The organism is Methanocalculus sp., assembly GCF_030651615.1.
Taxonomy (GTDB): domain Archaea; phylum Halobacteriota; class Methanomicrobia; order Methanomicrobiales; family Methanocorpusculaceae; genus Methanocalculus.
This window is the reverse complement of record NZ_JAUSCG010000143.1, coordinates 1-13,654: the sequence shown is the minus strand read 5'-3', so window position 1 is coordinate 13,654 and position 13,654 is coordinate 1. Positions and strand designations below refer to the sequence as shown.

The following is a 13,654-nucleotide window of genomic DNA, read 5'->3' as shown; positions in this document are numbered from 1 at the left end:
TTTCTTGAACCGATCCGGCATATCATACCAGGCAGCAGCCGGTGTCCCCTGTCGTTTTGAGTACCTGGTGATATTGATCTTCTCGGGTCTGATAATCCTGAGAAGATCGACCGTCTCAATAAAATCCTCATCGGTCTCACCTGGAAATCCGCAGATGATGTCGGTTGAGATCCTGGCAGACGGATATACCGTTTTGATGGTTCGAATGATGGTAATAACATCATCACGTGTGTACCGTCGTCCCATCCTTTTGAGGACCGCATCTGATCCTGACTGAATCGGGATATGGAAAAATAAGAAGATACGATCATCCCTGCATGAGGAGAGGAATCTACCAAGGATTGGCAGGAGTGTGTCGGGGTTCATCATACCGAGACGGACCCGGAATGACCCTGGTACTCCATTGATTGCATCGAGAAGGGCTGAAAGCTCTTCTCCACTGTCAATTCCCCATGCCGAAAGATCCTGTGCTGTCAGCTGAACTTCTACCGCACCGGAACCAATCCTGCCTCGAAGCTGACGTACCACCTCTTCTTTTGAATGGCTGAGAAGAGCCCCCCGTGCCTTTCTCGTAATACAGTAGGTACAGTGTCCGGGGCATCCCTGTGCTATCTGCAGAACAGCAACATTACCCTCTGCGTGCATCCCGGCCTCCAGGTAATGGGAATGAATGGTGTCAGGATCGATCACCATCCCGCCGCATACGGGATCGATCTTTGGCAGGCAGCCGGTGACATAGAGTTCTTTTTCCGAGAGATCAGCAAGCCTCTTCCTCATCTCCCGCTCTGTCCGTTCGATCACAATACAGGTATTAACCAGAATGCAGTCGGCATCCTCAGCCGATGAGACGATCTCACACCCCTGTGATCTGAGGATCACTCCGAGTTTCTCCGAATCACCTGTATTATAAGTACACCCATAGGTCTCGATAAAGACCTTTTTGTCCCGAATCTGGAGAATTGGATCTGAGAGGTGACATCCCATGGAGACTTCTTATATATTCGGGGTGAGAAGAGAAAAATGCAACTGGATATACAGGGAAAGCTTCATCTTTGTAGAATGCATCGTTCTGGCACTATGCTTATCAGATCTTCAAATAACCCTGCACATTCAATCGAGGTTAATCGATGACAGAAATACCTCTTCCTTCAGAGAAACAGAAGAAGAAGGATCTCTGCCCCGGTGCAGCATGCCCGTACCTGAACCGTGAGCTCTCCTGGATCGACTTCAACAGGCGGGTGCTTGCAGAAGCAGCCGATCCGAACAATCCTCTCCTCGAACGGGTTACATTCCTTGGGATCGTCGCTGATAATCTGGATGAGTTCTTCATGGTAAGGGTTGCCGGACTCGCCAAAGAAATTCGGCTGAATAAACCGGATATCGGACCTGATGGCATGCATCCGGCAGATCAGGTCCGTGCGATTCGTGATGAGCTCTATCCACTGTACCGGAAGATGGCAGACTGCTGGCATACAGAACTCCTTGTGGCACTTGAAGAGGCCGGAATTCCTGTGAAAGGGTGGAATGAACTTTCTTCTGATGAAAAGGCAGGTTTTGGAGCATTCTTTGAAGAGTCCATTCGTCCAAAGATCGCCATCATTCCGATAGGCAGAAAGTCCTCTTTCCCCCCCTTCTCAGAACTATGTGAGAATATCGTAGTGATGATGAGGGGCGGCAGATTGTCAGGAGTCATTCTCTGCCTGAGCGGCGGAGAAGAGCGATTATCCCGTTTTATTCCGGTACCATCCGGTGGTCTGATCCTGGTGGAGGAGGTGGTGCGACATCATGCTGCATCCCTCTTCCCGGATGATGAGGTTACCGGGACCTACCTCTTCCGGGTGACACGGGACTCTGATCTTGAATTGAAAGGGGATGATGACACCGATCTCACTGTTGCGATCATAGAAGGTGCAGAACTCTTACAGACGAGGCAGCCGGTGAGGCTGGAAGTCGAGGAGGGAATGCCGTTTCATCTGGCAACCGAGATCAGTACAATGCTTGGGCTGATACCCGACCTCGTCTTCACCCAGAAACCCCCTCTTGGACTTGCTGATCTGAAGAAAATCCCCTTTGATCGTCCGGATCTCCGGTATCTCTCCTATACGCCGACCCTACCCCCCGGATTTACTGATGAATCAACGATATTCTCATCAATCAGAAGGCATGACCGACTCCTCTTTACACCATATGACTCATTTGAGGCATTTGTTCTGTTTCTTCGTGCCGCCGCAGATGATCCGTCTGTCCTCTCGATTCGCACCACCCTCTATCGGGTTGGCCCCCATTCCCCGGTGATTGATACTCTCATTCTGGCGAAGAAGAATGGCAAGCAGGTTGAGGTGGTTGTTGAACTGAAGGCCAGTTTCGATGAAGAGTCGAACTTCCGGTGGGCGACTCTTCTGAAAGAGGCGGGTGTGCTGGTCACTCATGGTGCAGTTGGCCTGAAGGTCCATGCGAAATGTGCTTTTGTCTCACGGAAGGAGGAAGGTGGAGTTGTCAGGTACTCTTTCCTCTCAACCGGCAACTTCAACCTCTCCACCAGCAGGATCTACTCGGATCTTGCCATCTTTACTGCTGATGCTGCAATAGGATCAGATCTTGTCAACCTCTTCAATATCTTAACAGGATACACCCTGAAGGCAGAGTTTACCGATCTCCTTGTTGCCCCGGTCATCTCGCTCAGGGATGATCTGATCAGAAGGATTGAAGAAGAGAGGAAGTATCAGAAACGGTCAGGTAATGGAAGGATCATCATTAAAGTAAATTCACTCTCTGACAGAAAGATCATTGATGCCCTAAGAAAAGCATCAGAGGATGGTGTGCAGGTCGATCTCATAACTCGTGGCGTCAACTGTATCCGTTCATGTCCGGGAAGTCCGAAGACCCGTTCGGTCGTCGGGAGGTTCCTTGAACATGCGAGGGTCTTTTACTTCTCTGCAGGAGGAAGAGAAGACCTCTATTTCGGATCGGCAGACCTGATGCCGAGGAACCTGAACCGGAGGGTGGAGGTCATCTTCCCGATAAAGGACCCCTGGATTAAAGAGATTGTTCTTTCAGATCTATTGCCCGGATACCTGAAGGATTCGAAAGGAAGCTGGAAATTCCTTCCTGATGGGAGATCGGAGCCGGTTATGGGGGATGCAATCTCCTGCCAGGAGCAGTTCCTGAGAACGCGTGGATTCTGGCATCGTGAGGAGAAGGGTATTTCTCTTTCTGATACAACCAGTCAGTGAGATACCTCATGATTCAGCCTATATCCCCACTCCGGGAGGAGACTAATACGAGAAGGATTCTTCCGATCCTTGAGTTCGCCGCCGCTCACAACTCGGAACGATCCCATGATGAACAGGTGATGAAGAATGCCCTCCAGATCTTCGATCAACTCTCCCCCCTCCACGGCCTCTCTGAAGATGAGCGGTTCCTTCTTCAGGCAGCATCGCTGCTGCACGATATCGGATGGAGTCAGGGAGGCAGCGCTCACCATAAGAGCGGTCAGAGACTGGTTTTTCGTGATCGTTCTCTACCACTTGGTAAGAAAGAGCGGAGTATGATATCGCTTCTTGTCAGATATCATAGGAAAGCGCTCCCTTCTCTTAAGCATCGAAGATTCGCCGAATTAAAAGAAAAAAACAGGGAGAAGGTGATGGTGCTCGCCTCCATCCTCAGGATAGCGGATGGTCTTGACCGCTCACATCAGTCTCTTGTAGAGAATATTATCGTCACCATCTCCCCCCGGAAGGTGATCATCCACTGCTCATCACGAAAAGATGGATATGCCGAGTATGACTATGGAATGCAGCGATCAGATCTCTTCTCCAGGGTCTTCAATCGTGAAGTGGTCATCGAATGGAGTGTTGCCTGTTAGCGTGAAAGCTTCTCTGCAACCCTTTCAATCCAGGATTTCCTCAGTTCACGTTCACGAATATCTTCTTCAAGCTCTCTAACCTGAGACCAGAGTGTCCGGAGTTCAGTCTTTGACTGCCCAACCTCCTCTCTGAGGAGTCTGATCTCATGGAGTATACGGTCGGTATCTGAAGCCATCCCGTCACGTATCGCACTGACCCGGTGTTCAATCTGAGAGGTCGATTCGGAGGTTCTGGCGACAGCGATGACGATCTCATCGAGGAGATCCGATCCGGGTGGTGTTGGTGGTGGTCCGGATTGTGTATCCCTTCTCTCCTCATCAGGAGCAAATTCAGTGATCTTTTTGCCTCCCTTAAGGACTGGTATGATCGCATCATGAGACATTCCCTGTGCGGTGAGGTCAGCGATAACCCGGAATCGTTTAACTGCACCTTTATTGTATATTCTGACCTTACCGATCGATTGGTGCTGGAGATGTTCATCATACTCATCTGCATATCGCCTCACCAGATCTTCGGGGAGTGACAGGAGGCTGGCAATATCTGATATCCTGAGTTTATCTTCGTCTGTCATCATAGTCTCCTCTTCCTCTCCTCTGTCAAAGGCGTACACCCTATCTGTATTTTACCATTTCCTGCTGAGGAGAAAGACCTTATCTGCGTATGAATATATCTTATTAATAAAGTAATGGACGATCATATCACACCTCAGGTTAGTTCATCAGATTGCGAGTATCATGGTGTTCTTATAAAGAATGACCAGTTTCTTGTATCAGTACAGGATGATCTCTTCAGACTCCGCCCAAACTCAGGGGATGGTCCCGCCCGCGAGTTCTCAAAGTCCAACCTCTTCGATGTGGCTTCCGAGACTGATAGTAATGGTCTGCCATCGGTTGTTCTTGCGATACACACATCCGGCGGGATTAAGCGTATGGTCCTCTCGTTTTCTGAAGGAGCCGGTGGAGTAGCCGCCCGTGACCGCCTTATCAGACAGGTCAGGGGGATCATCAACGGTGTCCATTCAAAGTCCGGGCAGTGTGAAAAAGAGGTTCTCAAAATCATCTCCGGTGTTCTGATAAAAGGACTGCGATTTCGGCTCGGAATCGGATCTTTTGGGATTACGCTGACACCCGAGTCCGGGAACGGTCCTGTCCGCGAATATCCCCGTTCTGCCCTCTTCGATCCGGCATGCGAAGCAGATAATGGTGATCTACCGTCTTTCACCCTTGCAATCAAGACGAAGGGAGGTATACAGCGTATGATCCTCTCCTTCCCACAAGAGTCAGGTGGATCATCTGCCCGTGATCAGACCCTTCATCTGATTCTTGGGATCATCAATGGAAAAACTGCCGGTGTTATGAAAAAAGCAGCAGGTCCTGTTCACTCTGTCTCCGGTATTACCATCAAGGATGTACCATTCAAAGCTGAACTATCATCTGATCTGATCAGGCTCGTCCCTGAAGCCGGTGATGGTGCCCCTCGCGAATTCAGGGCGGCGGAACTCTTTGATGTCGTCCCGGAGTTCACACCTGATGGTATTCAGTCAGCGGTTCTTGCTATTCAGACGGCAACCGGTATCCGGCGTATGGTCCTCTGTTTCCCGGACAAATCGGGTGGCACAGCTGAACGTGACCGTTTTACTGATATGGTCAGGGGGATCATCGATGGAACATTTGGTACTGTTGCAGATTCCAAAAAGAGATTACGTCGGGATCAGTGCCGGACCGAGTACCCAATATGCCAGCGCTCCGGCCTCTCTCTGGAGGGCGAGGAGATCGGTCTTCTCCTCACTTCAAAGAGGCTGCTTGTGTATGAAGGGGGCGGCCGGGATGTTCTTGTCAGAGAAGAGTTTCGCTCCCATCTGATCTTAGATGCATCTCCGACGATTGATCTCTCTGGTAAACCCGCTATGGCAATCTCGATCATCTCGCCTGATAAAGAGATCTCAGGTCGAATCTTCGTCTTTGATGATGAAAGTGAGAGAAACTCCTGGATCTCACTTCTGACAGCAGACGAACTCCCCCCTCCAATGTTTGAGGAGACAGACGATGAGGTGGTTGTCACTGAAGAATCTGAGATAGAGATCGAGGTTCGGGAGTGTGAGGTGCCTCAGGAGGATGAAGAGGAGGAGCTCCCTGACCCTCCTGAAGAAGACCAGAAGCCTCCGGTTAATCGATGTCCGGTCTGCAGTACAATACTCCCCTATGAGAGCCCCTGGTGTGATCTCTGTGGTACTCGCCTCACATCGGAGAGAGATCTGAGGATTCCGGGAGAGTCCGATCAGATGCTGTCAGATGATCCACTCATCATCAGACCCAGACGGGAATATGGACGATTTCTGACATTTCTTATCGCACCATCAGGGGCAGGCCGGTTTAAGGATGATCCGCTCATGATACCGGTCATCTACTTCCTCACCTCGATTCTTGTATGTGTCCTGGGAAGTCTTGGAATAGTATCAGTCCTCCTTCACAGATCAGGGGGAGATTCCACCCTCTACCCGATCTTAACAGAACTCACAACCGATCCGGTGGTCTTTGCCATCTTCACCATAACCATCCTCTGTGCCGCTGCTGTAGCGGTTCTTATCGCTTCACTTCTGGCTTTTCTCATCATCGGCAGAGTGGAGGGAAGTTTAGGTGGGATTATCCGGATCACCCTCTACGCTACTCTCCCTTTTGGAATAGCGGGACTCATTCCGATCATAGGAGTACTTGTGGCAGGATGCTGGTCTGTCATCATCGTCTCAGGTGCGCTCAGGAAGACATTTGACTTTTCAGTACCTGCATCATTCTTTCCACCGGTCATCTCATATGCGGGGGTTTTCTTTGCGGCCATCCTGCTCACTGGTGGTGTCTTCTGATGCGATCCATCCTTCTTGGCTTTCTCTCTCTCTTTTTCATCTGTAGTGTCGCCTCAGGTGTGAATGTAATGATAGCAAGCGACACCATGACCGGGGTCGCTCCTGGCACCATCACCTTCACAGGCTCGGTCTCGGGGAATGAGGGGGAGGCAACAGAATGGTCATGGCAGTTTCAAAAGGTGGGAGATCCTTCCGGGACAACTGCTCTTCTTGGAAGTGGGAAGAGGGTCTCAATCACGTTTGACCGGCATGGAACCTGGCGTGTGACCCTGTACACGATGGTCGATGGCCGGAGCTTACAGAGTAACCCTTATGAGGTGATGATCTATGACAGTGAAGCGGTGCCAAACCCGGATTTTACCGCCACTCCACAGACCGGAACCTCCCCTCTCACCGTCACCTTCACCGACAGATCTTCAAACATGCCGACGAGCTGGCACTGGTCGTTTGGTGACGGAGCAACCGGAACCGGCCCGAAAGTGACACATACCTACACTGATCCCGGATCTTACTCTGTTACCCTCAGGGTTTTCAATCCTGCCGGGAGTTATGTCAAAACATGGTCAGATTATATCACTGTTACAACACCCCCTGTTGCGGATTTTTCCGTTGGTAAAACGAGTGGAGAGCCACCATGTACAATTACATTCACCGATCAGTCAACTGGGGACATCGTCAGATGGAACTGGGTTTTTGGTGATGGTGCAACATCAACTCTTCGACACCCGACACACACCTACACCAAATCGGGTGTCTACTCAGTGGGTCTAACTGTCCAGAATGCCTATGGTGCGGTCACTCAGACAAAAGATAATCTGATAATTATCGATAAAAGCCCGAAAACAGATTTTTCAGCAGATGTACAGAAGGGGGGTGCCCCACTGGCCGTTCAGTTTCATGATATCTCCGGTGGACATCCAAATCAGTGGAAATGGGACTTTGGAGACGGAAAATCCTCACTTGTTCAGAACCCGCAGCATACCTATCTCCATCCCGGTACATTCAAGGTTTCACTCACCGTCTCCGGCTCGGATATAGCAGGGTCACTCACCCGTACCGGCTATATCACCGTCCTCACCCCACCAAAAGCCGGGTTTGATGCAGATAGAACATTTGGGTCAGCCCCTCTTACAATCAGGTTCTCTGATCGGTCAACAGGAGATCCTGATATATGGATCTGGGAATTTGGTGACGGGTCGAGCAGTAATGTCCGTCACCCTTCACATACCTACACACGGGAAGGAATCTACACCGTCTCACTGACGATCAGAAATGAGTATGGTTATGATCTCTTTGAACGGGTGAATTATGTCACTGTGATGAAAGAAACACCTGCCCCGGTCGTGATGCGGGAGATAAATGTGACAAACAGTTCCATTGAGGAGCCCTTGTATCAAGCCCCGGAGTTACATTTTACTCCGGACATTCCGTTTATTAATCCAAAGGATGCAGTTATCGAGTATATACACCTCATCAGAGCACTCATCGGAAAGTGACGATATGCTTATCTGCATATCTGGTTCAGATCCTCGGTATGAGTATCAAAACTGAGATCATCGGGAAGATTGGAGCCCTCATGACTGTAGCATTCGGGCTGGTTGCAGCACTCGCATGGAACTCATCAATTCAGGCGCTATTCCGTGAAGTCTTTGGAACTGCCGAGAATCTCCCTGCAATGTTTGGATATGCAATTATTGTCACAATAATTGCGGTCATTGCCACCATCTGGATAGGACGCCTTTCTGAATTGGCAAAGCGTGAGGAGGAGACGGGGAAATCGGCTTAAATTGCCGATATCGGTGGCCGGTTATCAAAGAACATTATCAGCCATCGCTCCACGCAGGCAAAACGCCAGAGATCTGTTGAATAAGGGGCCTTTCCATCGAGGAATGCCTGGTATTCTTCAAGAACCCGTTCTCCATCCCAATATGGGCGTGAACGGAACCGATCCGACAAAAAGAGCGATCTCATCTGATCCGCAAGGACATCCTTCATCCAGATGGCCTCTGGTGTTGAGAACCCTTTCTTATCGGTCCTTTTTCGGATGGCTTCGGGAACGATCCCTTCGATCGCCTGACGGAGCAGGAATTTGGTCTCGCCTTTTCTGACCTTCTGATCAAGAGGGAGTGAGGCGATGTACTCTGCCACACGATAGTCAAGGAATGGCACACGTGCCTCGATTGAGAATGCCATTGAGTTTCGGTCTTCGTAATGGAGGAGTGCGGGCAGATTGGTTTTGAGAATCTCCCTTTTCAGAATAGTAGAAAGAGGTCCGGCATATCGGTTAATAACTGGGTAATCCCCTTTAATACATCCTCTCCGGCGCTGCCTGACCGCCAGCTGGGATCGTGCATCAAGGAAGAACGGCAGATGGCGTGTGATTGCATAGTACCATGCAGAGAGTGCCGCAATGTGGTCTCCGGAGTCCCACAACGCTCTTCCAAGGGCTGGCACGTATCCGATATAACCTGCGAGCTCTTCGTCTGCTCCCTGCCCGTCGAGCACGACCTTAACCTGTCTGCTTGCAGAACGCATTACACAATACTGTGAGTAGCAGGTGAGAGAGCCAAACGGTTCATCCATCATATACAGAAGGGTTGCCAGGTCGTTCTGAAGCTCATCACCGTCAGGGAAGACCTGCTCATTAGCTGCTCCTGTTGCATCAAGGATGATCTTCATGTACGGGCTTTCATCTGATTTTGGATCATCAAAGCAGGCTGAGAAGGTCTTCTGCCGCTCTCCTACACTCTCCGGGGCGTCGGTTCGGATGAGTCTGTTGATGAGTACGGTCACTATTGAGGAATCAATCCCCCCGGAGAGGCATGTCCCGACCGGGACATCTGATCGAAGCCTGAGACGGACAGAGTCAAGAAGCAGTCCGAAGAGTGCCGCCGGAGCAGTCTCATCGGTCACTGGTGAAGAATGCACCTCCGGATTTACCGTCAGGTCAAAATATTGAAGGGGACCTTCAGTTCCTGAAGGTGTAAAGGTGACAGAGTGGCCTGGTGGGATCTGGTATACTCCGGCAAACATGGTTCGATCGGAATGATCATGGATACCCCATGCGAGGAATGTCCTGACCATCTCGTCATCGGGGGTTCTTCCGACTTCAGGGTGAAGGAGAAGAGCTTTGATCTCCGATCCGAAGAGTATGCCGTCATCAACATGGGTATAGTAGAAAGGTTTTATCCCGAAACGGTCGCGGGCGCAGAAGAGGGTCTCATCTCTTGTATCCCAGATGGCAAAGGCCCACATGCCATTAAAGCGGGAGAGGCAGCCAGCCCCCCACTCTTCATAAGCATGAAGGATCACTTCGGTATCGGTCTCTGTTGAGAACCGGTGTCCGCAGTGTATAAGTTCGGATCGAAGCTCGATATAGTTGTAGATTTCGCCGTTATAAACGATCCAGAGGGTTCCGTTCTCGTTTGCCATCGGTTGCTGACCGGCATCGGAGAGATCGATGATCGCAAGGCGGCGGTGTGCAAGTGAGACCCTGCCTGATGTGAAGATGCCGCCTCCGTCCGGTCCCCGGTGCCTGAGGATTTCGCTCATCTTCCTGACCAGATCCTTATCGGCTGATCCACTGAAAAAGCGATAATTGCCGGCTATTCCGCACATACCAGATATCCTGTGTTTATTGTATAAAAAAGGCTACTTATCATCTTTCTTTTTGGGAATGCCGGAGATGTCGCATGTTGCTCCACACTCAGCACCGTTCACCACCCGGTACGCATCTGCAAGAACCGCAGCATTTGCAAGGAGGCCTGCGATGAGCACCGTCTCAAGGATCTCCTCACGGGTTGCGCCCTTTGCCTGCGCTGCCTTCATATGGTATTCGACACAGTGGCTGCATTTCAATGCCGCACCGACTGCCATGCTGATAAGCTCAACCACTTTCGGTTCAAGTGTTGAGAGCTGGGTGACCGATCCCTTATAGAGCAGGTGGGAGATGAGCACTTCAGGCCGTTCGCTCATCCTCTGAAAGATCAGTGGAACCGCACCGTACTCCTTCTCGATTTGTTCAAGCCAGCAACGTGCTGTCTTATCCGATCCGTCCTCTTTGATACGTTGAATAATAGCCTCGAAGTCCATCTCCGCCTACACCACGATATGAGTCTCTGAAAAAGGTTTGATCTGAACCAATATGTAATCACGCATTCGTGATGGTCGGATCTCTGCGATATCACCAACCAGAATACCCTCTTCAACGACGAGTGAGCGGATCTGATCTGCATACCGGGTGAACGGGAGTTTTACCCGGAGACCGGTGAGCTGGACCGTAAGAGGGGTTGGGGAGTAGACCGAATCGATATCCGGCACACCCTCCTTAATAACCTCCATCAGTCTGGCAGGGGAGATGGAGAGGGGATCCTGTGCTAGTTCGTCACGAATACCACTGAGTACATGAGACACCTCTTCAATGACTGCATCCAGCCTCCCGATGTCAGCATCTGTTCTGGTCCTGTGCATGAATCTGCCGAGGTTACCTACATATCCGGCTGCTGGTGGATCAGTTATTCGTTTCAGTGCATCAACTGGTGGAGCACCCGTCAGGATGATAGGTACACGAATACCCCGCCTCAGAACATTGAACTTCTGCTCGATACAGGTCTCGAAGTTACCGAGGACATAGATGGCAAGATCATGTTCATTGATAACATCACGCTCCTCGTCATTTAACTGGGAGATGCGTTTGCCAAACCCTCTGGCAAGCCCGATCATATTGGTCTTTGCACCGACGGTCCTGAGATACTCTGCGATATCGCAGGCTGAATGGGGGAGGTGATGGATCTCAAGGCTCGGTATGACGACTGCTATCTCTGTTCCAACAAGAGGTGACTCGGTGACTTCACCGGCAAGGGGTCGGATAAAATCCCTGAATCGTTCGACATCGTCTTTTGGTATCAGTGCCTGAAGTACGATCTCCTGAGCGATATCGTGTTTCTGGACGATATAACCGCCGAGATCTTCAATGTAGTCCACCACCTCATCATGGCGGTACACCCCTCCTTTGTAGGTGATTGGAATGAGGATCATCTCAGTTCCTCCCCTATCTGTGCAAACTGTCCGACAACGATATCCTCCACCACATGTTCCGGAAGCGTGTTCTCGCTTGCGACATAGAAGAACTGATCTCTTCCATATGACTCCCTCCGTACTTTGAACCCTTCAGGAGCAATCACCGTCATTGCATAGATCAGGTCACGAAAGACTGTATCTGCCCTGTTCACTACTTCAAGCTGCTCAAAACCCTTTGGAATTTCTATGCCCGATATGACAACGGTGAACCGATCAGGCTGATCGATATGCTCATGGCCGAAGATTTCATAGAGTCGGGTGAGGAACTTTGCCAGATGAGTCTCGTCTCTGATGGAGATGATGGTCGAATCACCCTGTGTCTGAACCGATCCGATATCCGAGACCCTGATTGATCCTCCGGCATCCCGGATTGTTCCGACGGCAACAAAGATCGGGAGTCTCGGATCGATGAAGATCCGTAATTTTGTGACGACTGATGTCAGGTTATGATCCAGAAGGACGGTCTCTGTTATCTGCCTGTAAAAGTCCCGGCCGATCTCTTCGAAACATTCAACCTCGAACTGATCCATCATCGTCATCTGCGTTCACTCCTTCTTCTCATCAATGAACCCTGATGCAAGGAGGGCTGCTCCGGTTGCCCCGATATACTGGGAATGGTGCGGAACGACGATCTCGGTCTGAAGAAGATCTCCCATCGCCCGGACAAGACCCTGAATCAGTGATGTGCCGCCGACCATGATCACCGGCTCACGGATATCGACCTCCTGGAGCTGCTGTTCGAAGACCTGTTCGGCAACTGAGTGACAGGCAGCAGCTGCAACATCTTCAGGGGTGCTTCCTGCTGCAAGGGCATTGACAAGACTCTGGGTTCCAAATACGATGCAGTAGCTGTTCATCGGAACACCGCCTGACATGCCATTCATCGCAAGAGGTCCAAGTTCCGTGATATCGATTCCAAGTCTTTTTGCAGTCATCTCAAGGAATCGGCCGCTTGCACCGGCACAGATGCCGCCCATCGTGAATGTTCCGGGAATCCCGTCCATCACCGAGATCGCTTTGTTATCCATACCGCCGATATCGATCACAGTCGCCGGGCCATGCTGGGTACCTGCAAGATATACCGCTCCTTTTGAGTTGACGGTCAGTTCTTCCTGAATGAGATCCGCATTCAGATGTTTTCCAATGAGATAACGGCCATATCCGGTTGTTCCTATCGCCTCGATATCGTCCATAACAAGACCCGCTTCCGAAAGGGCGTTTTTTATTGCCTCATCAGCAGATTTTACGACCTCGATAGTCGGCACCCATCCGGTCCCGACGATCTCGTTATCCTTCATGATGATACATTTTGTCGTCGATGATCCTGAGTCTACTCCCATTGTGATCCCGGACTGCTCCTCACGTGCGAGGAGGGCACGGCGGCGTGCAATCGTCGTCAGCGCCTCCATACGTGTGAGCAATGTGCCTGAGGTCGTTCGTTCGGTGAACGAGTATGAGACGACAGGCAATGTTGAGTTCAAGTGGATATACCGGCGAAGTTCAGTTCTGACGATGGCAGCCTCTGCACACCTGAAACAACTCCCGATAAAGACGGCATCTGCATCAACTCTGCCCGTAACCAGTGCTTCTGCTCTGGCTATCGCGAGTTTGAGATCGGGGCTCTTCACATTAAGGCCGAATGCATCGAAGCTCTTCTTCAGGTCGCGGAGTGAGACATCGGGGTAGAAGAGTTCGGCATCAACAGCTTTTGCAGCTTTTGCGAGTTCATTCTGAACACCGGAATATTCAGCCCCACAGGTGAGCTGTGCGATCCGAACAGGTCTGCTCATGCTGTATCTCCTTTTAGGCTCTTTAGAAACGCCTTTATTGATGCAACAAAGGAGACACC

General features: G+C 50.7%; 12 protein-coding genes. 5 read left to right on the top strand and 7 right to left on the bottom strand.

What is annotated here, in order from left to right; all coding sequences use genetic code 11:
* On the bottom strand, window positions 1–984 hold a 984-nt coding region (locus Q7V06_RS06245), incomplete at its 3' end, for a radical SAM protein (RefSeq protein ID WP_304839598.1).
* A 143-nt stretch (window positions 985–1,127) separates the two neighbouring features.
* Between Q7V06_RS06245 and ppk1 the strand changes: the two genes are divergently transcribed.
* Both ppk1 and Q7V06_RS06235 read left to right on the top strand, forming a co-directional pair.
* Window positions 1,128–3,233 (top strand): polyphosphate kinase 1, encoded by a 2,106-nt coding sequence (gene ppk1 / locus Q7V06_RS06240; protein ID WP_304839594.1) that lies wholly within the window; start codon window positions 1,128–1,130, stop codon window positions 3,231–3,233.
* Window positions 3,234–3,241: 8 nt separating this feature from the next.
* Window positions 3,242–3,865, top strand: coding sequence for an HD domain-containing protein (locus tag Q7V06_RS06235; RefSeq protein ID WP_304839591.1), 624 nt, complete (start codon window positions 3,242–3,244; stop codon window positions 3,863–3,865).
* Here Q7V06_RS06235 and Q7V06_RS06230 read toward each other — a convergent pair.
* Window positions 3,862–4,440, bottom strand: coding sequence for a MerR family transcriptional regulator (locus Q7V06_RS06230; protein ID WP_304839587.1), 579 nt, complete (start codon window positions 4,438–4,440; stop codon window positions 3,862–3,864). The genes Q7V06_RS06235 and Q7V06_RS06230 overlap by 4 nt on opposite strands.
* A 111-nt stretch (window positions 4,441–4,551) precedes the next feature.
* On the opposite strand from Q7V06_RS06230, the gene Q7V06_RS06225 reads away from it, so the two are divergent.
* From Q7V06_RS06225 to Q7V06_RS06215, 3 genes are read left to right on the top strand one after another with little or no spacing between them, the layout of a single operon-like run.
* Window positions 4,552–6,726, top strand: a complete 2,175-nt coding sequence (locus Q7V06_RS06225) for a Yip1 family protein (RefSeq protein WP_304839585.1) — start codon at window positions 4,552–4,554, stop codon at window positions 6,724–6,726.
* Window positions 6,726–8,222: a PKD domain-containing protein gene (locus Q7V06_RS06220; protein ID WP_304839582.1), complete on the top strand. Its 1,497-nt coding sequence runs from the start codon at window positions 6,726–6,728 to the stop codon at window positions 8,220–8,222. The genes Q7V06_RS06225 and Q7V06_RS06220 overlap by 1 nt, the downstream gene beginning before the upstream one ends.
* 38 nt (window positions 8,223–8,260) lie before the next feature.
* On the top strand, window positions 8,261–8,512 hold the full coding sequence (locus tag Q7V06_RS06215; RefSeq protein ID WP_304839578.1) for a DUF5654 family protein: 252 nt from the start codon (window positions 8,261–8,263) through the stop codon (window positions 8,510–8,512).
* On the opposite strand, the gene asnB is transcribed toward Q7V06_RS06215, so the two are convergent.
* Genes asnB through Q7V06_RS06190 form a run of 5 tightly spaced genes read right to left on the bottom strand, consistent with a single transcriptional unit; the run spans window position 8,509 to window position 13,595 of the window.
* Window positions 8,509–10,344 carry an asparagine synthase (glutamine-hydrolyzing) gene (gene asnB, locus Q7V06_RS06210; RefSeq protein WP_304839575.1) on the bottom strand — a complete coding sequence of 612 codons (1,836 nt, stop codon included), beginning with the start codon at window positions 10,342–10,344 and terminating at the stop codon, window positions 8,509–8,511. The genes Q7V06_RS06215 and asnB overlap by 4 nt on opposite strands.
* Before the next feature lie 33 nt (window positions 10,345–10,377).
* Window positions 10,378–10,818, bottom strand: a complete 441-nt coding sequence (locus Q7V06_RS06205) for a carboxymuconolactone decarboxylase family protein (RefSeq protein WP_304839572.1) — start codon at window positions 10,816–10,818, stop codon at window positions 10,378–10,380.
* Window positions 10,819–10,824: 6 nt separating this feature from the next.
* Window positions 10,825–11,763, bottom strand: a complete 939-nt coding sequence (locus tag Q7V06_RS06200; protein ID WP_304839570.1) for a methanogenesis marker 7 protein — start codon at window positions 11,761–11,763, stop codon at window positions 10,825–10,827.
* Window positions 11,760–12,344 (bottom strand): methanogenesis marker 17 protein, encoded by a 585-nt coding sequence (locus tag Q7V06_RS06195; protein ID WP_304839567.1) that lies wholly within the window; start codon window positions 12,342–12,344, stop codon window positions 11,760–11,762. Before Q7V06_RS06195 ends, Q7V06_RS06200 begins: the two co-directional genes overlap by 4 nt.
* Window positions 12,345–12,350: 6 nt before the next feature.
* Complete coding sequence (locus Q7V06_RS06190; protein ID WP_304839565.1) at window positions 12,351–13,595, bottom strand: methanogenesis marker 15 protein; 1,245 nt, start codon at window positions 13,593–13,595, stop codon at window positions 12,351–12,353.
* Window positions 13,596–13,654: the final 59 nt, after the last annotated feature.